The organism is Bacteroidota bacterium, from assembly GCA_020402865.1.
In the GTDB taxonomy this organism is placed as follows: Bacteria; Bacteroidota; Bacteroidia; order Palsa-965; family Palsa-965.
Genome location: JADBYT010000002.1, coordinates 102,177 through 124,925, shown reverse-complemented (window position 1 = coordinate 124,925; position 22,749 = coordinate 102,177). Strand labels below are relative to the sequence as shown.

The following is a 22,749-nucleotide window of genomic DNA, read 5'->3' as shown; positions in this document are numbered from 1 at the left end:
AGGTAAACAAACCCGGTTATTCTTCGCTTTGCATGACACCTTCTTCCGAATTGCATCAGCTCATTCACTTACTCGATAAAAAAGAAAAAGCATGGTTTCGCACCTGGTGCGGAGCGGCGGCCGCCAATGCCGATTACATGCAGGTTTTTGATGTAGTGCTGAAACAGAAACAGTATGATGAGGCTGCGCTGAAGCAGCATTTCAAAGGGCGGAGTTTTTTATCACGGCTGCCGGCGGTAAAGAACTACCTGTTTACACAAATTCTCGATGCACTTTGCGCCCTGCATCAGCCCGATAATGCGCAGGCCGCTGCTTCGGCCGAAATGCTTGCGGCAAGCCTGCTCATACGCAAAGGCATGTTTACAGCAGCAAGCAAAAGACTGAACAGGCTTTATCCGCGTCTCATTGAAAAAGAACTATTCCTGCATGCACTCGAAGCGCTGGCTCTTAAAAAACAATTGATCCGGCATTTCGATCCGCTAACCATGGAAGGGAAAATGGAAGGTCTCATCAGAGAAGAAAAAGAACTTATTGAACAATACGCCAACCTGAGTGCCTACCAGCATCTTAGCGACAGATTCGACCTCAGCCGAAGGCGAAGTCTCTGGCCGCGAACAGCCAAAGAAGAAAAAGTATTCCGCGATTTACTGAAAAATCCGCTGCTCACCTCGGCTTCCAGAGCCCGCTCGTTTGAGGCCCGCTACTTTTTTCACCGCCTCAACGCCAACTGCAACCTGGTGCTGGGCAATCTCGACAAAACCATGCAGCACCGGCGCAAACTGGCCATGTTGTTTGAACACCTGCCCTCGCCTACCCCGCTTCAGATTTCGAAATACTCAGGCGTGTTGTTCGACCTGGCTGTGGTGCATCGCAGCCAGCGCAATTACGACGAGGCGCTGGCCATTAACCGGCAGCTCATGCAACTTAATGCACAGTATCCGCAGTTCAGAACAGAAAACAACAAAGCTGTGGTATTTAAGCGCAGTGCCATTATCGAGTCGGATGTACTCCAATGTGCCGGGCGTTTTGCCGAAGGGGTGCAGCGGGTAAGCTACTGGGAAAAAAACCTCACCCGCTTTGGTGCACTCATCGAAAAAGACATTGAACTCATACTTCGCTACAACATTGCATTGTTGTATTACGGCGATGGTAAAGTGCGAAAAGCCCTGCAATGGCTCAACAGCATTATAAATGAACATGAGCACGATTATGTGCAGGATGTGGTGAGCTTTGCACGCATCTTTCGTTTGTTCATCCACATTGATATCGGCAACGACGAACTTATTGGCTCCATAGCCCGCTCCACCTCAAATTATCTCGACCGCCGTCGCCGGCTTTACACCACTGAAAATCTGCTGCTGCGTTTTGCGCTCACGCTCGCCAAGCCCATCACCCGCGAAAAACAGCGCATCGTCTATCAGCAATTACTTCAGCAATTACAGAAACTCAGCCAGAACCGCTTCGAACAAGCTGCGCTCGAATATTTCGATTGCATTGCCTGGCTTCGCGCCCAGCTCGAGAACAGAACTTTTGCCGAAGTGTTCCGCGAAAGGCATAAACAGTAACGTGCAATCCCCCATCGCCCACAGCTGCATTTCTGCTAAAACAAACTGTCGTTGCAAAAGAAACATCCGGGGTCGCTTTTGACCCCGGATGTGCTGCCTGTCAATTTGTTTTAACAGGAAGAAATACCTGCCCGAAGCTGCCCAAAGCTGCGAAGGGCTTACTTCGGCGAAGCCGATAAAACAAAGCTGCAAAGCTGCGAAGGGTTTGCTTCGGCGAAGCCGATAAAACCCGCACGCTAAAACTTTCGCAAGTCTCCAGACTTGCTGCAGAATGTACAACACGCATTCTACGTTTACAGAATTAACCCATCATCTCAAAAAACAACCAAAGCTGCGAAGGGTTTACTTCGGCGAAGCCGATAAAACCCGCACGCTAAAACTGAAGCAAGTCGATAAATTTTCAAGATGCTGATTATTAGTCACTTATACTAAATAACCGCGCATGAGGTACAAATAAGGTACAAAAATCAGCGGAGGCGGTCAATCAGCCACAATATGCCCACTACCAAAAAAGCTACCCGAAAACAGCCCAAAATTTCCCGCAACAGGCAAAAGCGGTTTCCCCGACATAGTTTTACGCTCTCATTTATCCCCGTATTTTAGCAGAAAATAAAACCTCCCTGCACAAATTCCATTTCCGAACGTATGAACGTAGCCGAATATTTAGACAGTATCAATAAACGATATAAGCAAGGCAATACCACCGAACACTCATTCAGGGGTGATTTACAGCTACTCATTGAAAGCCTCATTCCCGGTGTGTATGCTACAAACGAACCCAAACGCCAAAAATGCGGAGCACCCGACTATATTTTAACCCGGAATGATATACCGGTGGGTTTTATTGAAGCTAAAGACGTAGGGGACGGCGATTTGCAGGGCAAAAACAAAAGCGGCAACAAAGAACAGTTCGACCGCTACCGGGAAAGCCTTACCAATTTGATTTTTACCGATTATCTGGATTTCCACTTCTACAAGGCCGGAAAGCCTACGCAGAGCGTCCGCATAGCCGAAATAACAGATAAGGCCGGGAAACGCGAAATAAAGCCTATACCCGAAGCATTTACAACGTTTGAACACCTTATCCGTGATTTTGCTTTAGAGGTAACGCAAACCATAAAGAGCAGCAAAACATTAGCCGAAATGATGGCCGCCAAAGCCCGGCTGCTGGCAAACGTAATTGAACAGGCGTTGAACAGCGATGAGGAAACCTCAGAAAACAGCACACTCAAAGACCAGCTACACGCATTCAAAGAAATTCTCATACACGACATTACCCCGAAAGCCTTTGCAGATGTGTACGCCCAGACAATAGCCTACGGCATGTTTGCAGCACGTTTGCACGACCCCACGCTGCCCACATTCAGCAGACAGGAAGCAGCGGAGCTTATACCCAAATCAAACCCATTTTTGAGAAAGCTATTTAGCTACATTGCCGGGGTTGACATTGACGACCGTATTAAATGGATTGTAGATAGTTTGGTGGAGGTGTTTTTAGCCTGCAACGTGGAGGAACTGCTAAAGAACTACGGCAAAAGCACCAAAACCGAAGACCCGATAATACACTTTTACGAAACCTTTCTGAGTGAGTACGACCCCAAACTACGCAAAGCGCGGGGCGTTTGGTACACACCTGCACCGGTAGTTAATTTTATAGTACGTGCTGTTGATGAGGTATTGAAAACAGAGTTTAACCTGCCCAACGGTTTAGCAGATACCAGCAAAACCAAAGTAAAAGTAAACTTGCAGGAAACCGATAAACGCTACAAAGAGAATATAAAAACGGTTGAGCAGGAAGTACACAAAGTGCAGATACTTGACCCGGCCACCGGTACAGGTACATTTTTGGCTGAGGTGGTTAAACAGATACACAAAAAGTTTGAGGGGCAACAAGGTATTTGGAGCAACTATGTAGAAACGCATCTACTGCCCCGCCTCAACGGTTTTGAGTTGCTTATGGCAAGCTATGCAATGGCACATTTGCAGTTGGATTTACTGTTTACCGAAACCGGTTTTAAGCCCACCAAAAACCAACGCCTCCGCGTGTATCTTACCAACAGTTTAGAAGAAAGCCACCCCGATACCGGAACGCTGTTTGCAAACTGGTTGAGTGCGGAGGCAAACGAGGCAAACAAAATAAAAAGAGATACGCCGGTTATGTGCATTATAGGAAACCCGCCGTATAGTGGGGAAAGTGCGAATAAAGGGGAATGGATTTTGAAGTTGATGGAAGATTACAAAAAAGAGCCAGATTCAAAGGGGAAACTACAAGAGAAAAATTCAAAATGGATAAACGCTGATGAAAATAAATTTATTAGGTATGGGCAGCATTTTATCGAAAAAAACGGGAGTGGCATATTAGCCTACATTAATCCTAATAGCTATTTAGATAACCCCACGTTTAGAGGGATGAGATGGAACTTGTTAAAGACATTTGATAAAATTTATACCATTGATTTGCACGGGAATAGTAAAAAGAAAGAGATTTCACCGGATGGTAGCATTGATGAAAATGTATTTGATATTCAGCAAGGAGTTTCAATTAATATATTTATTAAGACCGGCGAAAAAAAGTCAAATAATTTAGGGCAAGTTTTCCATATAGATTTATTTGGGAAGAGAGATAAAAAATACAATTTTCTAAGTTCAAAAAAGCTATCAGAAATAGGCTTTAAGAGGCTTAATCCGGTTACACCAAATTATTTTTTTACGCCGAAGAAATTTAACGATTCAAAAAAGTATAATGATGGGTTTTCTGTGGTTAGTCTTTTTAAGATAAATGGAATAGGCATTGTTAGTAAAAGAGATAGCTTAGCATTTCAAAATACAAAATCAGAAATCATTGAAAAGGTTCAGGATATTTACAATCTTAGTTGTGATGAAATAAAAATTAAATACAATAAAATTAGCTGGGAAAGCAGAGATGGGAAAGTAGAATTTTGTAAAAATAATGTAATGGCGTTCGGCTTGAAGGATCATTTGTTTGTAAAATACAATTATAGACCTTTCGATATTAAATGGACTTATTACACTGGTGAATCAAAGGGGTTTATTGGATGGCCTGTAAAACAAGTAATGCAGCATTTTCTTAATGGGGATAACTTAGGAATGGTGATTGCACGTCAAAGCGTAGGAAACTGGCATTATATATTCATTACAAAACTGATTGGTGATTTTAATTTAACAGGTACAGCAGGAAGATTTGGTTCTGGAAGTTACTTTCCATTATATGTCAATCCTCAAGAAAAAAATCAAAGAAGTATTGTTTCGGAGTTTACCGATAAAAGACAACCAAATTTAAACTCGGAAATTATTACACAGATAAGTAAAATATTAGCTCTTAAATTCACCACGGAAAAAGAAACGGGCAAAAATACTTTCGCACCAATAGACATTTTAGACTATATCTATTCCGTTTTACATTCGCCCACCTACCGGGAGAAATACAAAGAGTTTTTGAAAATAGATTTTCCCAGAGTACCCTATCCGAAAGACAAAGAAACGTTTTGGAAATTAGTAAAGTTAGGCGGCGAACTCAGGGAAATACATTTGCTGGAAAGCCCGAAAGTAGAAAAGTACATAACACAGTACCCGGTTGACGGGGATAACGTGGTAAACAAACCCGTGTATAAAAACGGCAGGGTGTATATAAACGAAACGCAGTATTTCGACAATGTACCGGCCACTGCGTGGGAGTTTTATATAGGCGGTTATCAGCCCGCCCAGAAATGGCTCAAAGACCGCAAAGAAAGGAAACTGGAGTTCGACGATATTTTGCACTATCAGAAAATCATTGTGGCACTATCTGAAACAGCGCGTATAATGAAAGAGATAGACAAAATAGACTTTGAGTAATTAGCGGTTAAAGGCTTTTTATTTCCTCCACACTCAGCCCGGTAAACTTTGAAATCAAATCTGCCGAAACCTTGTTTTTCTTCATTGTTTTGGCAATGGTGATACGGTCTTTTTTTACAGCTTCATCAGCAGCCATTTTCTTAATTTTTTTGATCTGCTCAAACTTTGGTATCCACGTTGTACTCTTTCGCAGTTCCTCCATTAATCCCACATCTGCAAAGCTGAGGTAATCTTCGGTTTTCGCATTTATTATTACGTGGTCGTAAACGTTAATCCCTACAATATTGCCTACCTGTATCATTCGATCAGTTAGCGCCTTATCGTCTGGTTGAGCGGCCATATCAGCCGTTTTCCGGTTGTGGCAGAGGTACATATACTCAGCCTCTTTTTGCAACGCCAAACGAAAAATTTCCATCGGTTTAACCTTGCCTTTGCCGGGTATGCCAAACGCAATTAACTCAACGTACAGAATGCTGAAATCTGCATTAAGCCCAATAGCCCAGAGGTGTTCTTTTTGGCGGCTTATGCGGTTTTCACGTAGCAGTATTTGCCGCATTATCCGGGCAATATCGCCGGAACTTTCAATTAATATTTTCTGCGTTTTGGTTAATGTCACGTTCATACGCTCAAAGATAGAGAAACCTTAATGCGAAATTTAAGCATTTAGGCGGGAGTTGAAAGACCGGGGCAACCTCTGCCAAAGCAGCAACAAAGGGCAGAGCGTTTTCTGCACCACTGTAACCGGTTGTTAGTGTGCTGTATAGGTGTTTTTGAGTGTCCGCTATTTGCAGCATAGCCCAAAGCTGAGGCATATTTGAAATGAGGGTTTTACGGTTCACTTAAACCAGTAAAACCAATGAGCGGAATAAACACACTCACAGCCCTTGTAAAAGCCCTGAAACCAAACGAAGTTGCACTCTGCCATAACTTCCTTGCAGCGTTTGACGAACGCGGGGAAAACTACGAAAGCAAAAGCCGAAAACTGTTAATCCTGCTTTGCAGCGAAGAACAGCACACCGAAAGAGAATTACAGTTTTTGCTCTACGGTAAAATGAATGTACCGGCTTTCAGTCGTTTGGTATTGCGGCTCAAAGAAAAGCTGCTGGAGGCTGTTACACTTCACATCAATACAAAGCGGCACATTTCACAAACGGCATACACAAAAGCGTTTTCGGCTTGCCGTGTTCGCTTGCATCATGCGGAGTTTCTTTTAGAACGCGGTTTAACTGTGTTTGCAGGGTTTTACCTCAGCACGGTTTACGATACGGCTTTGCAGTTTGAGTTTTACCCCGAACTGCTGCAAATATTGGCCTACCTGCAACAAATAAACCCGGCACAGGGGGCAAAGTATGAAAAGCTGGAGGGAAAATACCTGCAAAGTATGCAACTGCTGCACACCTGCCGGGAGCTTTACCGGTTTGCTGAGGCTGCACCCGCCGGAGCAACCGAAATACAATTAAACGAACTCCGCGAACTTGAAAAGCAGTTTCATTCGGTGCGTGTTTCATTCTGTTTGTTTGAAACCGAAGCACTCAGCGCGGAGAAAAACAATCAGTTTGCAAAGGTTGTACGCTGCCGTAAAAATCAACTTCGGTTAATAAAACAGTCCCCGGCTTTGCAAAGCGGTACTCCAGAGCGTGAAACCCTGCTGAAACTTGCGCTGCTTTACTTGCATTGCAATAAACCGGAAAAGGCTTTGATAACAGCACAGCAAGCCAAAGCCGTTGAAACCGGGCAAGATTTCGACCTCAGCGAATTACTGCAAATTGAAGCAGCGGCATACATACAGCTTAAACGCTTTACGCTTGCGGCTCAACTGCTCAAAGAAACAAAACCACTTTCAGAAAAAACGGTTTATCTGAAAGCTCTGCTGCTGCTTTGCAAAAACGAATTTGCAGAGGCGGCTGAGGTACTTGAATTGCTGAATATGAAAACAGCAGACGCGGAGGGTTTCGGGGTGTCTGCACGGCTGCTTTTGCTTATTGCATATACAGAGCAAGGGCAAACAAAAACACAAAGCAAAACTGCCGGTATGTTTCGCCGTGTACTGGCAACACTGCCCAAATACGGACAACTCACAGCGCGGGAACATTGCTGTATAGAATTAGTTGAAGCACTGGCAGAAACGGATTTGAATTTCAAAAAGGTATTTCAGCACAAATCCGAAGTAATTAACCAACTCCGCGAATATCAACCGGGTTTAGTACCGGCTCTGCACGGCGCAAACACCCGGCATTTGTTCAGGTGGGAAATACTGCCGTTTCACGACTGGTTTATATCAAAGGCTTTGGGCGTTGCTTTTGAAATGAAAGAAAGCCGCCGCAAACCGGGTTAAATGTAAAGTTCCTCCTCGTTTATACCCTCTCCCTGCCGTATATGCTGCATTACTTTCATATACCGGTGCGTGGGCTTTCCGTTGTATGTTTTTTTGAAGTGTTTACTATACAAAGCCATATAAGCATTCTCACACCTGAAAAAACGTTCGTAAAGCTGCATTTTAACCCGGTCTGATTTCGACATAGTTTGTATATGGTAAAAGCCCGTGCCGTGTGTTGCACGTCGTACAAAGTAGCCGTTAATGAGATACAGTTTGCTGCACAGTAAACCGGTTTTCGGGCAAACGAAGTACCAAACCAGCCCCCGGCCTAAATTCGACTGCCGGGAGGTAAGCTGTACAGTAAACTCCCGGGGTTCTTTGTTGAAGCAATAATTCAGCGTTAAAACCGGCAACGCACCCGCGAAACTGAGAGAGGCCGAAACTTCGCCGGTTTTATGTCCGTTTTTACTCCAGCTTATCACACCGGAAACAATCCCTCCCGGTTGAATGTAGCCCCATTTATTCAGCTTTGAGGCTGTTAATTTTCGGCATTCGTTGTACAGTGTTGGTAGTGTAGAATAACGTCCCATATAGATAACCTAAATTCTTAGAGAAATACGCAGGTAATCTTTTCACCCATTAATTGAACGGTGAAAACATTACAAAACTCTTAATTCGTCTATTTTCTTTTCAATGAGTGAGTGTAAGTAAAACGAAAACCGGTTTGCTCCATATTTTATTTGAAAAGCTTTCAACTGTTTGAAAATGTCGTGCCGTTGTTTGGCTTTAAACCTTTTCCAACAGAGTATATTATTGATTTTTGAACCGTGCTTTTTATAGAAGTTTCGCTCTGTTTCAGGTAGGATTTCCCAATCGTAATAATCTAAAAAAACAATTTCACCAAAATGTAAAAGTAGTAACCGCTGAAACTCAAACCAGTTCTGCATTTCGGTTAAATCTTGTAATGTTTTCACCGGGGGTATTTTTCGCATTTTATCAATGTGAATTTCATAACGGAGAATGTGTTTGTCCTTTATCGGGTACTGTGCAGACTTGTTGTAAATCTTATGTCTGTACTCACCTTTAGGGCAGTACCGTACAGAGGTTGAATGTATATTGAACTGGCAGCCGGTTTTTGTGCATACTATGTTTTTTAAGACATTATCCGGGCTGTAAGGTAAAGACAGGTTTACGCCTATCTCCAGATTGTGAAGTATTAATTCATACGGATAAACTCCCAGTTCACCGGCTAACCTTTCAACAGCATCACAAACCATTGAAAAGGTAAAATCCCCTGCGTTTGTGCCTTGTGTATAGTATTTGTGGAGGCTGCCGGAAAGCTGCACCCTGTTTGAACTAAACACCTCTACTTTAAACTCATTCCCAATAGTTCCTACATACACAGAGTTTGAAATATCGCCGGTTCTGTGTAGTACATTATCCAGAACGTGGCAAACATTGGTTCGCAGGTAATGAGCCAAACTTTTGGAGGTAATGGATAACTTAATATAGTCAACCATTTTAGCCTCCTTTTTTTAAGGCGGCGGGCAGCAGTAGTAACGCATTAAAGCGGGTGAGAGAATAGCTTTTTATTCTGCAAAACAGTTGCATCCGGCACAATGAAACGCTATCTTTGAACTGCACAAAATGTAAGGGGCAAGGGATGTTAACCATTTCTGCCCCTTTTAGATTTTAGATAGCTTTCAGCTTCGTTTTTTATCTCAGCAGCCGTTTTCTTTCGCCCGTCTTTTATCCATTGCAAAAGCTCCAGCTTTGAGAAATACAGCCTCTTTCCGCGTTTACTTACCGGAATAGCGGAGCGGCTTACATAGCCGTAAAGCGTAGGTACTGAGAGATTGAGAAATTCCCCGGCCTGTTGAATAGTGAGCAGTTGTTCGGTTTCTGCGTGTTGAGGCGGGTTTTGCTCAACCAGAATGCGCTCAATAGCGGTTAGCTTATCGTAAAGCTGTGTAACCGCTTCCGGGAGGGTGTCAAATGTTACTTTTAGCATTGCAGTTATATTTTGGCTGCAATACTCTGAGGGGCATTTAGGGGCAACAATAGGGGGGTACGCCCTATTTTAATTTTTCATAGTCTTTTTTTACTGTTTCTTTCTGCTGGTCGGCAGTGTATCTTTTCCTATCTTCTTTAGATATTTCATTTAGTACCGCTTTATTACCTTTTATTGCTCTTTCGTCACAGTCAAACCACTTGCTCATTGATTTATATAACTTATCATCGCTTCCGAAATAATCTTTTTTAAGCAAAGTGAAAAAACCCAAAAAATCCAACATTGCCACAATGTAGGGTATCTTATTTTGAGCGATTAATTCAACTAATTTGATTTTGTTAGGCTCAGATAAATTCTTCACTTTATCTAATTCATTGAACCCGTGTTGAGCAAATATTTTAGATAGTTTCTCTGCTCTGGTTTCCTGTTTCGGATTTTGATTTACCGCTATTGATTGAGATAATAAAGGGGCTAACTCCTTAAAGAATTTTTTCTCATCTTCTAACCACTCTTTTAATATTTTCCGGTAGCGTTGTTCTTCGTCCTTTGAACTGCTTTTATACCCTGCATTTAGTTTCAGTTTACGGCTGCTAATTAAGAGTTCAATTTGGATTTTGTTTGTATCTGTAATTAATCCCTTTTCATATAGCGAAACCCCGTTTATTTGATTTAGTATATCTTTTGTAATATTTTCTATTAGCATAATGAGGCTGGCTTTGGTATGAAATTTAACCCTTGCCCAACCAGAATAAATATTCATTTCGGATGTGCCATTTAGTAATGGTAAGCTATTTTCAAAGTATTGTTTCAGATTTCCGAAGTAACTATTCAACTCAAAAGGAAATTCGTTGAGCCACTTTTGATAAATGTTTAGCAGTAATTGTAAATCGGTTTTGTAGCTTTTTGCCGGTTGCTTATAGGCGTTAATAAAATCAAATATCTGCTCTTTCTTTTTTGAGTTAATCACTGTATTTGGTTTGAGCAGATCAGTCACATAATCAAAGTAATCTGATAAATACAAGGGTTCCCCGCAGTCTTTAGGCATTTTCCCAAAGCTATCCACAGCGTAATCTATGTAATCCGTAATCTGTTTATACCAATTTTCAGAACTGTGATAATTGATAATATGCTGGTTTGTGTAAATTATTTTTCTGGCAACCATTGCCGGAACGTTCACCATAAAATCACGGTTAAACTCTTTAATATTTACAAGATTTGAGTGATAAGGACAGCATAATGGAAATCCTTTTTTTTGTTTATTGCCGTTGAACTTTTCAGTAAATCTTTTCGTTAAGTCACTGAGCGATTTTTGGCATTTTTCGCAGGTTGAAAAATCATGTTCTCCCTTTGTTGGTTGTATTTCAAAAGGATATTCAAAACCCCCGCTTGTTTTAAACTCATACATAACTACTTTACCACACATCTTTAGAGGGGTAATGCGTTCAACGTCAAATGAAAAATGCCTTTCTCTCATTTTGTTTCTATTAGGGTTTACAAATCCAGTTTAATCCTGTCTGCCGCCTCTCTCTTTGATTTGTCAATTACTTTGGCATAAACCTGAGTTGTGGATAACTCCCGATGTCCCAGCATTTTTGAAACCGTGTAAATGTCTGTACCTAAAGAGAGTTGAATAGTAGCAAAAGTATGCCTGAAACAGTGAAATGTTATGTGTTTGGTAATACCGGCAGCCCCCAGCCATCTGTACATATATACATTGCCGTATGCAGATTTTTTAAGCCCCTCGAAAACCTGTTTGTGTGTTTCTTTTCGTTCTCCCATTAATACCACCGCATCCGCTGAAATAGGCATGATTTCAACCCCTTTTGTCTTTTGCTGCCGGAAATGTATTGAACAGCCTTGTGTATCGCTTAAATGCACATCGCCCCATGTAAGATTTGAAATATCCGAAAACCTCAACCCGGTAAGAGCAGAAAACAGCGCCGCTCTTTTAATTAGAGGGTCTGCACATTCTGTATTTGCAAGGTTTTTTAACTCCTCCAAACTCAGAAAATTTCTAAATGTTTCGGCGGGAGGAATTGCGGCCACTTTTGTACTAATATCAGTTTGAATATATCCGTCTTTAAAGGCCTTTTTGAGTGCAGTTTTGAAAGTTCTGAAATACCCGGATGCTGTGTTCTGACTTATCATTAAATTTTGATTTCTCAGACTTTTTGAGTTGAGCAGATACTCTCTAAGATTATCACAAAACTGAGGTGTTAAATCGGAAAATTTCAAATTTCCATTAGCAAACATTTCAATGTATGAATATGCGGCAGCCCAGATTTCGCGGTTACTTCCGTGCCGCTTATCTTTAAGTGCTATGTAATAGGCCAAAAAGTCCTTTTCGCCTAACTGTTTTTTATTCAGATGTTCCCTTTCCTGCTCAGTGTAAACCTCCGGTTTGTTCAAACTGTTTTCACGTTTCTGGCGTATCTGCTGGGCTATTTGCAGCGTTTCTTTGTTGTGCTGCTTATCAATAGGGTTTCTGGTATTATCGTATAAGTATAAGTTCAAAAACTCCCTCCGTGTGGATTTACCTGTTTCCGGGTTAATGATGGCAGGGTAAAAGTCTAAGTATAAACTTTGCCTGTTTTGGGAAATTTTCTTTTGACGGAGTTTTACTTTGATAGGCATAGGCTAATATTTGTACCTCGACTGTTTGAGGTACAACAAAGGTACAAATCTGAGCTAAATATCAGAGAAAATACAAATAATAGGAATCAAACAAAATGCCGTAAGTAATGGATATACAATAGTTTGTCTATATATGTTTTGTGTTGTTATCTGTTTGGTTTTTGAGTTTACTTTTAACTTTCGCAAGTCTCCAGACTTGCCGTACAAAATCAATAACTTCGCTTTACAATTAACCACCCTATGAATCCCCCCTATAACCCCGCATTACTCATCCTCGATCTCGACGAAACCCTTATTCACGCTGCTCCCAAACCATTGGCTCGTGAAGCTGACTTCAGTGTGTTTAACTACTCCGTATATATACGCCCTCACCTCCACTATTTCCTTAAGTTCGTAAAACCGCACTATCAGCTTGCTGTCTGGTCATCGGCCAGTGATGATTATGTAGCTGAAGTAGTTAAGCGGATTTTTCCAGCAGATATTCCGCTGGAATTTGTATGGGGCAATTCGCGCTGCACACCTTATTTTCCTGCGTTTGACGAAACCTCACTGGTTAGCCCGCACGGTTTTGGTAATTATCTGTATGCCAAAAAACTGAATAAACTCCGCAAGCGTGGATGGGATATTAACCGTATGTTGATTGTGGACGATACACCGGCTAAAGTGCAGTTTAATTACGGCAATGCGATTTATGTGAATGAATGGACAGGCCAGACCGATGATAAAGAACTTTATTATCTCGCATTCTATCTGCAAAGTCTGCGCAATGTACACAACATGCGTACTATAGAAAAACGGAACTGGAAAGAAAATCTCATCAACCGGTCCGCCGATTTTCTCGATGTAATGTTTGGATTTGATACAAATGAAAACACCGGCTCTAAATAACAAAGCCGGTGTTTTTTTTGCATGTGTACTTACACGGTTACTATACTCTTCTTCTCCACCAACTCCACCGCAGTATTCACAATGGCATCCGTATCAAAGCCGCATTCTTTCCAGAGCTGCGGTTGTTCGCCGTGCTCAATCCATTTATCAGGAATGCCGAGGCGTTTGAGTTTTGCGGAGTAGCCGTGATCGGCCATAAATTCAATTACCGCACTGCCGAAACCGCCTTGTATGCAGCCGTCTTCCACAGTAATTACCGCACTGTACTTCGAGAATACTTCGTGCAGCATTTCTTCATCAATCGGCTTCACAAAACGCATATCGTAATGCGCGGCCTGAATGCCTTTGGCGGCAAGTGTTTCGCAGGCTTCTACCGCAAAATTGCCGGGATGGCCTATGGTAAGAATGGCTACATCTTTGCCTGCACGCACTTTGCGACCTTTGCCAATGGGTAATTCTTCAAGCGGAGCGCGCCACTCGGGCATCACGCCGTTGCCGCGCGGATAGCGGATCGAGAACGGCCCGGCATTTTTATCGAGCTGTGCGGTGTACATGAGGTTGCGCAGCTCCTGTTCATTCATCGGTGCGCTCACCACCATGTTCGGGATGCAGCGGAAATAGGCAAGATCAAATGCGCCGTGGTGCGTGGGGCCATCAGCACCCGCCAGTCCGCCGCGATCGAGGCAAAATACTACGTGCAGGTTCTGCAGCGCCACATCATGCACCACCTGATCGTAGGCGCGCTGCATGAACGAGGAATAGATGTTGCAGAACGGCACCATACCCTGTGTGGCCAGTCCGGCCGAGAACGTTACCGCATGCTGTTCGGCAATGCCCACGTCGATTGCGCGTTCGGGCATGGCTTTCATCATGATATTGAGCGAGCAGCCCGAGGGCATGGCCGGCGTAATACCCATGATTTTCGGATTGGCTTCGGCCAGTTCCACCATCGTGTGGCCAAACACATCCTGATACTTCGGCGCCGAAGGCCCGTTGTTGGGCGATTTCACCAGCTGACCGGTGGTTTTGTCAAACAGCCCCGGCGCGTGCCAGAGCGTAGGATTACCTTCTTCCGAAAACTTGAAGCCTTTTCCCTTGCGCGTAACCACATGCAGGAGTTTGGGGCCGGGAATGTCTTTGAGGTCGCGCATCACTTTCACCAACCGGTCCACATCGTGCCCGTCAATAGGCCCGAAATAGCGGAAGTTGAGTGATTCGAACAGGTTGCTGTGCTTGAGCAGCGCGGTTTTCAGTCCGTCGCTGAGCTTCGATGCCATTTTCTGTGCATCGGGGCCAAACTTGCTGAGCACTTTCCACACCTCGTCTTTCACCTTGTTGTAGGTGTGCGAGGTGGTAATGTCGTTCAGGTATTCTTTGAGCGCGCCCACGTTGGGGTCAATGCTCATGCAGTTGTCGTTGAGCACCACCAGCAGGTTGCTTTTTTCGATACCTGCGTGGTTGAGGCCTTCAAATGCGAGGCCGGCCGTCATGGCGCCGTCGCCAATTACAGCAACTACCTGGCGGTCGTGTTCGCCTTTGCGGTTGGCGGCAACCGCCATGCCCAGCGCCGCCGAAATGGAGGTTGACGAGTGGCCTACGCCAAACGTATCATACTCGCTTTCAGAGCGTTTGGGGAAACCAGAAATGCCTTTGTAAATGCGGTTGGTATGAAACACCTTGCGGCGGCCGGTCAAAATCTTGTGTCCGTAGGCTTGGTGTCCCACATCCCAAACAAGCTGATCGTGGGGCGTTTCAAACACATAATGCAGCGCCACGGTAAGCTCCACAACACCCAGGCTGGCACCAAAATGCCCGCCCTTAACCGACACTAAATCAATGATATACTGACGAAGTTCATCGCAAAGCTGGGGAAGTTTTTCTTCGGCCAGTTTGCGCAGATCGGCTGGAATTTCGATGTTCCGGAGGAGTTCTCCGGCCTGAAACTCGGGTTGGTGGGTGGGTGTACTCATTGCTAAAGCTAAACAAAGGTAGTGCAAAAAGGTTTATGCGGGGGGATTTTGGGGGGATTTACGGGGGTTTTGGGGTGGGGAGATTTGGTAAAAGGTGTTAATTGCTTTTTTTGGGGGCCGGGAGAATACTCGAATGTTAGAAATGTTTTTTTGTGTTATAATATTTGCCTTATTTTCAATTGATTACTATCCAGGATTTTTTGCAAGAGAGGTCCAAAAAAATTTGTTTAACTAATACCGTGTTCACTATATTTGTATGTTCACGGTTCGTGAACAAATATATTTACTGAACATATTTTAGAAAATGAAAGAAAAAATAGTTCATACGGCCTTAGAGAGCCTAAGAAAGCATACTGGCTTTGAGGGCACTTACAGAATCACGCAAAAAAAGGGGGTTGAAGGTGAGGTGAACTTAACAATACAAAATAGCCGGGAATTGTTCTTGGTGGAAGTGAAACGAGAAATCAGAAACCACCAGATACCTGCAATTGAGGATTTGGCACGAAACAACAAAAAATTCCTATTGATAGCCGAAACCATTTTCCCGAAAATAAAGGAAAGATTGCGGAAACTAGGTATCTGTTATTTGGACATGGCAGGAAATATTTTTCTGCAAACACCCAAGTATCATTTATGGATTGAAGGCCATAAAGCTGAAAAAAAGGAAACAGAAAAAACGAACAGAGCATTTAAGACCGCAGGATTAAAAGTGATTTATCTTTTTCTTACAAATACAACTTTGATTAATCAACCACAGCGTGCGATTGCAAAAGAAGCGGGAATTGCGTTAGGCAACATCAACTACATATTGAAAGGACTGAAAGAATTTAAATTCCTGATTGAGATAAACAAAAATGAAATTCAACTTATCAATAAACGCGATCTGCTTCAAAAGTGGGTAATGCAATTTGAAGAAAAACTAAAGCCTACTTTACACATCGGCAATTTTCGATTTCTGAGAAATGATGATTACACCCAATGGAAAAATATTGCGTTGCATAAAAACCAAACTTATTGGGGAGGTGAACCAGCAGGAGCCATAATCACAAACTATTTGCTACCTGAAATATTTACATTATATACTGATGAAACAAGAAGCAATCTCATAAAAAATTATCGCCTGATTCCTGATCCAAATGGAAATGTAAGAGCATACAAAAAATTCTGGAAAGGGCAGAACACATTTGATGAAACTACAGTTCATCCCCTGCTTGCATACGCCGACCTTATGAACACAGGCGATAGAAGAAGCATGGAAACAGCAAATAAAATATACGATGAGCTACTTAGTAACCGACTTTAATAAAATCAGACAGGAGACATCAATTCTCCAAATTTTAGAAGCTCTTGAAAGGGGGTTCGCAAAATTTGGCATTGACTATTATTTAGTTGGTGCTCTTGCGCGTGAGGTATGGATGCGAGGATTGAAAGACATTACACCAAGAAGAGCAACCAGTGATATTGATTTCGGAATTCTAATTAAAAACAGTGAACACTTTGCAGAACTTAAAGATTATTTAATTAACAAGGAAGGGTTTACAGGTTATAAGGAAAATGCCTTTGTATTGATTGCACCTAACCGCAGGCAAATTGATATTCTTCCTTTCGGAGAAATTGAAAAGGAAGGAAAAGTAACTGTTAAGGGAACAGGCATGACCACCATATATGTGGACGGCATGAAGGAAGTTTTTGAAGAAGGTATTCCTGAAGTAAGTTTTGAAGAAAAAATAACGTTTAAAGTATGCACCTTGCCGGGGATCGTATTACTAAAACTGATTGCTTATGATGACCGTCCAGAAATACGAAGAGATGACCTGATTGATATTGCAGACATTCTTATTCACTTCTTCAACATTTATGATGAACTCATTTGGAGTGATCACAATGACTTATTCGATGATGACAAATCGCTGGAAAAAATATCAGCAAGGGTTTTAGGCAGGGAAATGAGTAAGTTTTTGAAACGTAATGAAAAATTAACCGAGAGAGTTGTAGGGATTCTTTCAGCAAAAGGAAATGCAAAGGCCATTGCTGAAATTATTGCAGGAGCATTAAATAAAACTGTTGAGGAAATAACCGAATGGCTACAAGAAATTAAAATCGGTATTAACGAAACAAACAAATAAAAGATTTACCCGATTTTGAGAAAGTAGAACGAGAAGTTCAGCGATATATAAAGAAGCTGAATTTGAAATGAGTAAATTGAAATTGATTAACTTGTTTAGCACTAAAGATTCACTGAAAAATATTCAGCAGCAGTTTTACCAAGAAATAATGATTAGACCTAATCTGCATGCATCCAATCAACTGCATAACCCTGATAGTCGTTCTCGCCGCCTTTTCCTGCCAAACAGCAGAAAACAAAACCCCAGCTACATCCCGAATGCTGGTTGGTGACTTTGACACCGCAAAGGTAATTTCGCAATTAGCCATCAAAGAACGTGTCTCCCGTTTAGATCTGGTGGATAAGGATATAATGCCGCCCCAAATGCCAATAGATACACTTGAACTCACCTACTACTTTGCCTTTTGAGATTGTCAACAATGGATTCTTGCAGATATTCATAATAAAGCAAAAACTCAAAATGACAATGTAGATGAACTTGACGCAAGAGGCCAGTTACAATTCAACCTTGACGAGCATGGATATTATATAGAAGCCGCCGACAGTTCGCTCGAACTCGACTGGCGCGTAGGAGTAAATGGCACAACGGTTCGTTTTATAGGCAAAGAATACATGGATAAACGTTTGCCCAAAAACGGAGATTTCACAGTTCCCAATCCGCCAAAAGGCAAGGTATTCAGGTATTACAGCTACGAAATTATTCGTCCTTACTCTGTTTGGGGACCAGAAGTGTTTTCAGAAGTTGATCCTGAAACTGGTGATAGTTTAAGTGCAACAACTATTTTAACAGTGAAGTAAAGTCAACTTGAGATCTACGACAATACGAGTAATTGTATTTCATAATTTCGAACTTTATCCAATGAATTTTATAGTAAAACATCAGAAGGGAATTGCAATATTTTTTTGCTTTGTGCGCGTTCATCAAACCCGCATTCTGTTTTTTAATTCTGGGAATAATTTGTTGTTATGTTGCATTTGGAGCATTCCGTTTTATGTCAAGAATACACAAAAAGGGAATTGAATGGGAAGGCAAAATAATCGGATATCATATAAGTTGGAACAGAAATAAAACACCTCTTATCGAATTTACAACAAAGACAGGCCAACTCATACAAGAGAAGCCTTATGTTTATACCACGACAGATTTGAGTAAACTAAGAACATACTCAAACTTAATTAATCAACCTGTAATTATCATATATGACCCTGATGATCCAAAAAAATTTGTTTTAGAAAAAGAAAAGGGTTTCAACTATTTTTCATTTACGTTAGCAACTTTAGTCGGGCTTTTCTTTATAGGATTAAGCATTTGCTGGTTATCGGGTTACATAAAAATGGATTAAGTAAGCTGCTAGAATCGCAGACATTAATTATTGGTATAAAATTTTTGACTCGTTAAATCGTTTTTACCTTAATTGAACATATCAACTTATATCTGAAATCTTAATAGGTTACTATATGAATTCGCTTAAACTAATTTTGGTTTTCATTCTTTTCTCATCTTCCTGTATTGCTCAGGAGAAGATAAAAATTACCGATCGATTGTATGGTGCCGAAATGTCTTCTACTTATCATTACCTGCAAGGAAGATTTTCGTGGATGTCTTCAAACCTGATGTATGGCATTCAATACAAAAGAGAAAAATCCGACAATGAAGCAGGAATTTTTACTTTTAACACTGGACAAACGTTTTCACTGAACTATACAAAATTCAACGATCAGCAATTTATCAATTCGAATTTGGAAGCGCATTTCAGGTCTTATCCCTTAACACTTGGAATAATTAGATTGGGAGCTGGTATTGACTATACAACAAACTTCAATCAAACCAACTTCATATCGGCATATCCGTCTATCGGTTTGGATATTGGTGGCATTGAAATTATCTATTCTTATCTCATAAATAGATATAGATCTTCTGAAATTTCGGATCATAGAATTAGTCTTGCCTTGGGGTTATGGGTGAAAGCCAAGAAAAATGGAGGGTAGCGATATCCATCACACTATATTTAGACGAACAAGAAGTACCACAATGAGTTATTCATTGGAAGAATTGCCTACAGTCTATTCATCTGCTTTGTCAAAATTCCGTGAATTAAACTCCCCGGATATCTTCCATTTTTACAGTAGATCAGTATATATTGCTGCCTGCTAAAGGATATGGTGTGCAATATGTTTATGATTTTGCCTGTATATTTAACCGGTAAATAAAACCTGCTGCTGCTTAACACAGAACAGGTTATTTTATCCCTTAATTACATCGCATTACTGCATTATTTACACGATGAGATGTAGATAATGCGGCTACACGTTTTGTAAATTAGCTTTACACGTTGCCTAAAACCGGACGGTAAGTGCAAACCGGCTGAAACAGCCGAAGGATGTTGCCACACATTACTTACACAGAATTTGTACAGGGTCTTGTTGAATGTTCGTTAATTATTATGTAACTTTCATAATCAGTTCTCCACAAAACACCCGGCATCAGTACACAAAATGCTGAACGTATGAAAACCCCATTCGGCCATTTTACTAAATCAATTATTTTATTCTGTTTTTTACTTGCCAGTGTTCCCGTTCGCTCACAAATAATTTACGTGTGTACCGCCCTGGCCGATTTAATTTCTGTTGACCTGAGCAACTGCACCAGCACACTCATTGGCAACACCGGCAATCCGCAGGCCGATATTGCGCTTACGCCCAACGGCACACTCTATGGCATTGATATTAACGGACTGGTGAGCATAAACACCAGCACGGCAGCCACCACGCTGGTGGCAGGCGCACCGCCGTTTCCGACGGCAGTTGAAGTGGCTCTTGTAAGTGATGCCAACGGTGTGCTGTACTCAGCCAGTAATGATCTGTACAGACTCGATCCGGTGAACAACAGCTGGGTGCTTGTAGGTTCGCTTTTTCCTTATGTGGCAGGTGGCGATCTTACTTTTTATAATGGCGATTTGTACATGGCCGATTTATCGCAACAGTTGGTGCGCATTACGCTCAACCCCTTTGGGTTGCAGCTTATAGGCAATATGCAAACTGTCACTGATCCGATTTTCGGCATCATTACTTCGGGGCAGCCCATCGTTGATACTTGTACCGGCCTGATAACAGGCACCGATAGCGTAAGAATGTTTGCCACAGGCGGACGCACCATTTTTGAAGTAGATCCGCAAACCGCAGCCGTAACCCCCTTCTGCGTGGTTAGCGCAATGCAACAGTTTGATGGCCTGTATGGCGCAGCCTCGCCCCAGGAAAGCCAGAGTGCGCCCGGAGGAAATATAAATCCGGTTCCGCAACTGGCAATGCCCAATGTATTTACACCCAATGGCGATTTAGTAAACGACATGTTCCGGCTTCCCACAGGCACAATTTCACCCAACTGCGCCAATAGCATTGAATATTCGCTGAGGGTATTCAACCGCTGGGGAAAAGAGCTTTATTCGGGTAAGGCGGATACAGGATGGGATGGAAACGTTAATAACTCGCCTTCACCCGATGGGGTGTATTACTGGATTCTTACGGCCACCTCTGCTTCTGCAACAACTAATATTGCCGGATTTGTGACGTTAATCAGGTAGTGATTTTCTATGATGGCAATTAATTTACTTACATATCTGTATATAGACTTGCATCATGCAGCATCAGGATATTTGTATCGGGTAATACGAAGTATTCTGCTGCTTTTCACTCTTCTACTGCCGCACTTTGTAAACGCACAAACCACTCCGCATTGGTTTGGCCGCCCGGAAATTTATCTGCAAAGCAACAACACAGCCCGTTCGCAAACCATCATTACCCAATCGCTTAACGAACCCAGTTGCACCCTGAAAACCGATACAGCCGGGCGTTTTGTGTATTTACTTATTTCTTATGATTCGATTACGCACAAAGACCAGTGGCGCGAAGTGTGGCGCTATAATGCCAATGGCGATACCGCTTTTCATACCATTCTGCTTTCAAAAAAACCTGTAGCCGATTCCACAGGCAAACTGCCCGATGAAATTGTACTGTTTTCAAAAAAAGTATTACGTACTGACTCCGGACTTCTATATCTTGAAAAATACAGTGCCGGAGCTACACTTATTCAAACTTGGTCGAAGGATAGCTTATTATTACATGAGCGGATAGAAGAGGGATTGAAGAAAATAGATGTGGCGTACACATATTATCCAGACCGAATCAGAAAAACAAAAACCGTATCATACAGGGGCGAACGTATATTAAAAGTGAGATATAACAAAGCGGGTAAAATTTCCTTTGTAAGTAATTCACTCCGTTCGAATTCGATGAGTATAAGACCCGCATTTACCTGGTATTCCTACAACAAACAGGGAAGTTTGAAACGTATGCGCACACATGCGTGGAGAAAAGAATTCAGGCAACATGTAAAATGCAGCTATACACGCGATGGACGGCCACTGCGGATGCGCGGATATATTTACAACGAAAATATGGATGCTTTTTCTAAAGCATTTGCATTTCGAAAACCGGTAAAGGGGAAATGGATATATGATAAAAAAGGACGTTTGTTGAGTTATGAAGGCACATCTCACATACTCCCATTAATAACCTATCATACGGCAGAAAACAAATACGATGTTATTCGTAACTACTATAATGATTCAACAAATCAGGTACTGACGTTTCTAATTGACAGATACTTTGTGAATATGTATTCATACACAAAAAAGGGGAATGTTTCAATTACTACAGATTATCATCGCCTCTCTGAACTGGATATTCCTGTAAACAGATTAAAAACGAATCTGTATGTTTCAGGCTATTATTTCAAACCTTACGTAACATTTGCTTGGGACAGTGTACTACAACATAATGTGTTTCAGGAATATCACATAGCAGGGAAATCACACCGGGATACATTTCTCTACGATGAAAACAACCGACTCATCCGAAAAGAGAAAACAGTATCGAAAGATTCTGTACATCTTTCAAAAACTATAATTACCTACACTTACAACTCAAAAGGACAGTGCATTACAGAAGATATCAGTTGCGACACAACAACTGAAAAGACCAGTATCCGTTACGTGTGGAATGATAAAGGAATTTGCTTAGTTACCGACAGTCTCGGCATGAACGGATTGCACAGCTATGATTCGCTGAGTCTGAACAGCCGGGGTGATACTGCTTATCATTACATAAGCAGAAGCAACAAAGCAGACGGTTTATACAACGAATGGATCAGTCGTTATGAATCAGGTCGTGTGGTGGAAATGAGTTATTTGGAAGATGGCGTGCGTGTTTATCGACATACCTATACTTACAATTTAGACGGATTGCCATTGAAACATATACTTACTTCGAGACAGGGCGTTGATATTGTATTGGAGGAGTGGCAATATTCGTCTTTATAAATTTTG

General features: G+C 41.9%; 19 protein-coding genes. 12 read left to right on the top strand and 7 right to left on the bottom strand.

All coding sequences use genetic code 11. From position 1 onward, the window contains the following. The first annotated feature begins 32 nt into the window (after positions 1–32). Complete coding sequence (locus IM638_01590; GenBank protein ID MCA6361705.1) at positions 33–1,565, top strand: hypothetical protein; 1,533 nt, start codon at positions 33–35, stop codon at positions 1,563–1,565. Positions 1,566–2,210: 645 nt separating this feature from the next. Beyond that, on the top strand, positions 2,211–5,420 hold the full coding sequence (locus IM638_01585; GenBank protein ID MCA6361704.1) for a DNA methyltransferase: 3,210 nt from the start codon (positions 2,211–2,213) through the stop codon (positions 5,418–5,420). 7 nt (positions 5,421–5,427) lie between these two features. Here the strand turns inward: IM638_01585 and IM638_01580 are convergent, their stop codons facing one another. Next, positions 5,428–6,042, bottom strand: coding sequence for a DNA repair protein (locus tag IM638_01580; protein ID MCA6361703.1), 615 nt, complete (start codon positions 6,040–6,042; stop codon positions 5,428–5,430). A 234-nt stretch (positions 6,043–6,276) separates the two neighbouring features. Here IM638_01580 and IM638_01575 point away from each other — a divergent pair, with 234 nt between their 5' ends. Then, positions 6,277–7,755, top strand: coding sequence for a hypothetical protein (locus IM638_01575; protein ID MCA6361702.1), 1,479 nt, complete (start codon positions 6,277–6,279; stop codon positions 7,753–7,755). On the opposite strand, the gene IM638_01570 is transcribed toward IM638_01575, so the two are convergent. The 5 genes from IM638_01570 to IM638_01550 all read right to left on the bottom strand — a co-directional run bounded on the left by IM638_01570 (position 7,752) and on the right by IM638_01550 (position 12,382). Beyond that, entirely contained in the window at positions 7,752–8,327 is a 576-nt protein-coding gene (locus IM638_01570) for a hypothetical protein (protein MCA6361701.1), read from the bottom strand. The two genes, IM638_01575 and IM638_01570, sit on opposite strands and share 4 nt — an antisense overlap. A gap of 69 nt (positions 8,328–8,396) precedes the next feature. Next, positions 8,397–9,257: a hypothetical protein gene (locus tag IM638_01565; GenBank protein ID MCA6361700.1), complete on the bottom strand. Its 861-nt coding sequence runs from the start codon at positions 9,255–9,257 to the stop codon at positions 8,397–8,399. Between the two features lie 146 nt (positions 9,258–9,403). Then, positions 9,404–9,748, bottom strand: coding sequence for a helix-turn-helix domain-containing protein (locus IM638_01560; GenBank protein ID MCA6361699.1), 345 nt, complete (start codon positions 9,746–9,748; stop codon positions 9,404–9,406). 64 nt (positions 9,749–9,812) lie between these two features. Next, positions 9,813–11,222 (bottom strand): hypothetical protein, encoded by a 1,410-nt coding sequence (locus IM638_01555; protein MCA6361698.1) that lies wholly within the window; start codon positions 11,220–11,222, stop codon positions 9,813–9,815. A gap of 17 nt (positions 11,223–11,239) precedes the next feature. Then, entirely contained in the window at positions 11,240–12,382 is a 1,143-nt protein-coding gene (locus IM638_01550; GenBank protein ID MCA6361697.1) for a site-specific integrase, read from the bottom strand. A gap of 240 nt (positions 12,383–12,622) precedes the next feature. Here IM638_01550 and IM638_01545 point away from each other — a divergent pair, with 240 nt between their 5' ends. Further along, the gene (locus IM638_01545; GenBank protein ID MCA6361696.1) at positions 12,623–13,270 is read left to right on the top strand and encodes an HAD family hydrolase; all 648 of its coding nucleotides are present in this window, start codon (positions 12,623–12,625) and stop codon (positions 13,268–13,270) included. A 29-nt stretch (positions 13,271–13,299) separates the two neighbouring features. Here the strand turns inward: IM638_01545 and IM638_01540 are convergent, their stop codons facing one another. Further along, positions 13,300–15,240 (bottom strand): 1-deoxy-D-xylulose-5-phosphate synthase, encoded by a 1,941-nt coding sequence (locus IM638_01540; GenBank protein ID MCA6361695.1) that lies wholly within the window; start codon positions 15,238–15,240, stop codon positions 13,300–13,302. A 304-nt stretch (positions 15,241–15,544) separates the two neighbouring features. Between IM638_01540 and IM638_01535 the strand changes: the two genes are divergently transcribed. The 8 genes from IM638_01535 to IM638_01500 all read left to right on the top strand — a co-directional run bounded on the left by IM638_01535 (position 15,545) and on the right by IM638_01500 (position 22,743). Further along, the gene (locus tag IM638_01535) at positions 15,545–16,543 is read left to right on the top strand and encodes a hypothetical protein (protein ID MCA6361694.1); all 999 of its coding nucleotides are present in this window, start codon (positions 15,545–15,547) and stop codon (positions 16,541–16,543) included. Beyond that, positions 16,518–17,366: a hypothetical protein gene (locus tag IM638_01530; GenBank protein ID MCA6361693.1), complete on the top strand. Its 849-nt coding sequence runs from the start codon at positions 16,518–16,520 to the stop codon at positions 17,364–17,366. Before IM638_01535 ends, IM638_01530 begins: the two co-directional genes overlap by 26 nt. A gap of 167 nt (positions 17,367–17,533) precedes the next feature. Beyond that, a complete protein-coding gene (locus IM638_01525; GenBank protein MCA6361692.1) occupies positions 17,534–17,773 on the top strand; it encodes a hypothetical protein in 240 nt (79 codons plus the stop codon). Positions 17,774–17,977: 204 nt separating this feature from the next. Next, positions 17,978–18,163, top strand: a complete 186-nt coding sequence (locus IM638_01520) for a hypothetical protein (GenBank protein ID MCA6361691.1) — start codon at positions 17,978–17,980, stop codon at positions 18,161–18,163. 194 nt (positions 18,164–18,357) lie between these two features. After that, positions 18,358–18,708 carry a hypothetical protein gene (locus IM638_01515; protein ID MCA6361690.1) on the top strand — a complete coding sequence of 117 codons (351 nt, stop codon included), beginning with the start codon at positions 18,358–18,360 and terminating at the stop codon, positions 18,706–18,708. A gap of 115 nt (positions 18,709–18,823) precedes the next feature. Further along, positions 18,824–19,354 carry a hypothetical protein gene (locus tag IM638_01510; GenBank protein MCA6361689.1) on the top strand — a complete coding sequence of 177 codons (531 nt, stop codon included), beginning with the start codon at positions 18,824–18,826 and terminating at the stop codon, positions 19,352–19,354. Positions 19,355–20,328: 974 nt separating this feature from the next. Further along, entirely contained in the window at positions 20,329–20,946 is a 618-nt protein-coding gene (locus tag IM638_01505; GenBank protein ID MCA6361688.1) for a gliding motility-associated C-terminal domain-containing protein, read from the top strand. Between the two features lie 9 nt (positions 20,947–20,955). After that, positions 20,956–22,743, top strand: coding sequence for a hypothetical protein (locus tag IM638_01500; GenBank protein MCA6361687.1), 1,788 nt, complete (start codon positions 20,956–20,958; stop codon positions 22,741–22,743). Positions 22,744–22,749 lie beyond the last annotated feature (6 nt).

What these genes read in the sequence shown, in the direction of transcription:
- IM638_01565 (MCA6361700.1), bottom strand. Translation starts at nt 9,257, where the DNA reads ATGGTTGACTATATTAAGTTATCCATTACCTCCAAAAGTTTGGCTCAT.
- IM638_01515 (MCA6361690.1), top strand. Translation starts at nt 18,358, where the DNA reads ATGTCAAGAATACACAAAAAGGGAATTGAATGGGAAGGCAAAATAATC.
- IM638_01555 (MCA6361698.1), bottom strand. Translation starts at nt 11,222, where the DNA reads ATGAGAGAAAGGCATTTTTCATTTGACGTTGAACGCATTACCCCTCTA.
- IM638_01585 (MCA6361704.1), top strand. Translation starts at nt 2,211, where the DNA reads ATGAACGTAGCCGAATATTTAGACAGTATCAATAAACGATATAAGCAA.
- IM638_01550 (MCA6361697.1), bottom strand. Translation starts at nt 12,382, where the DNA reads ATGCCTATCAAAGTAAAACTCCGTCAAAAGAAAATTTCCCAAAACAGG.
- IM638_01560 (MCA6361699.1), bottom strand. Translation starts at nt 9,748, where the DNA reads ATGCTAAAAGTAACATTTGACACCCTCCCGGAAGCGGTTACACAGCTT.
- IM638_01525 (MCA6361692.1), top strand. Translation starts at nt 17,534, where the DNA reads ATGCATCCAATCAACTGCATAACCCTGATAGTCGTTCTCGCCGCCTTT.
- IM638_01590 (MCA6361705.1), top strand. Translation starts at nt 33, where the DNA reads ATGACACCTTCTTCCGAATTGCATCAGCTCATTCACTTACTCGATAAA.
- IM638_01530 (MCA6361693.1), top strand. Translation starts at nt 16,518, where the DNA reads ATGAGCTACTTAGTAACCGACTTTAATAAAATCAGACAGGAGACATCA.
- IM638_01510 (MCA6361689.1), top strand. Translation starts at nt 18,824, where the DNA reads ATGAATTCGCTTAAACTAATTTTGGTTTTCATTCTTTTCTCATCTTCC.
- IM638_01520 (MCA6361691.1), top strand. Translation starts at nt 17,978, where the DNA reads ATGGATAAACGTTTGCCCAAAAACGGAGATTTCACAGTTCCCAATCCG.
- IM638_01505 (MCA6361688.1), top strand. Translation starts at nt 20,329, where the DNA reads ATGGCCGATTTATCGCAACAGTTGGTGCGCATTACGCTCAACCCCTTT.
- IM638_01570 (MCA6361701.1), bottom strand. Translation starts at nt 8,327, where the DNA reads ATGGGACGTTATTCTACACTACCAACACTGTACAACGAATGCCGAAAA.
- IM638_01580 (MCA6361703.1), bottom strand. Translation starts at nt 6,042, where the DNA reads ATGAACGTGACATTAACCAAAACGCAGAAAATATTAATTGAAAGTTCC.
- IM638_01540 (MCA6361695.1), bottom strand. Translation starts at nt 15,240, where the DNA reads ATGAGTACACCCACCCACCAACCCGAGTTTCAGGCCGGAGAACTCCTC.
- IM638_01500 (MCA6361687.1), top strand. Translation starts at nt 20,956, where the DNA reads ATGATGGCAATTAATTTACTTACATATCTGTATATAGACTTGCATCAT.
- IM638_01535 (MCA6361694.1), top strand. Translation starts at nt 15,545, where the DNA reads ATGAAAGAAAAAATAGTTCATACGGCCTTAGAGAGCCTAAGAAAGCAT.
- IM638_01575 (MCA6361702.1), top strand. Translation starts at nt 6,277, where the DNA reads ATGAGCGGAATAAACACACTCACAGCCCTTGTAAAAGCCCTGAAACCA.
- IM638_01545 (MCA6361696.1), top strand. Translation starts at nt 12,623, where the DNA reads ATGAATCCCCCCTATAACCCCGCATTACTCATCCTCGATCTCGACGAA.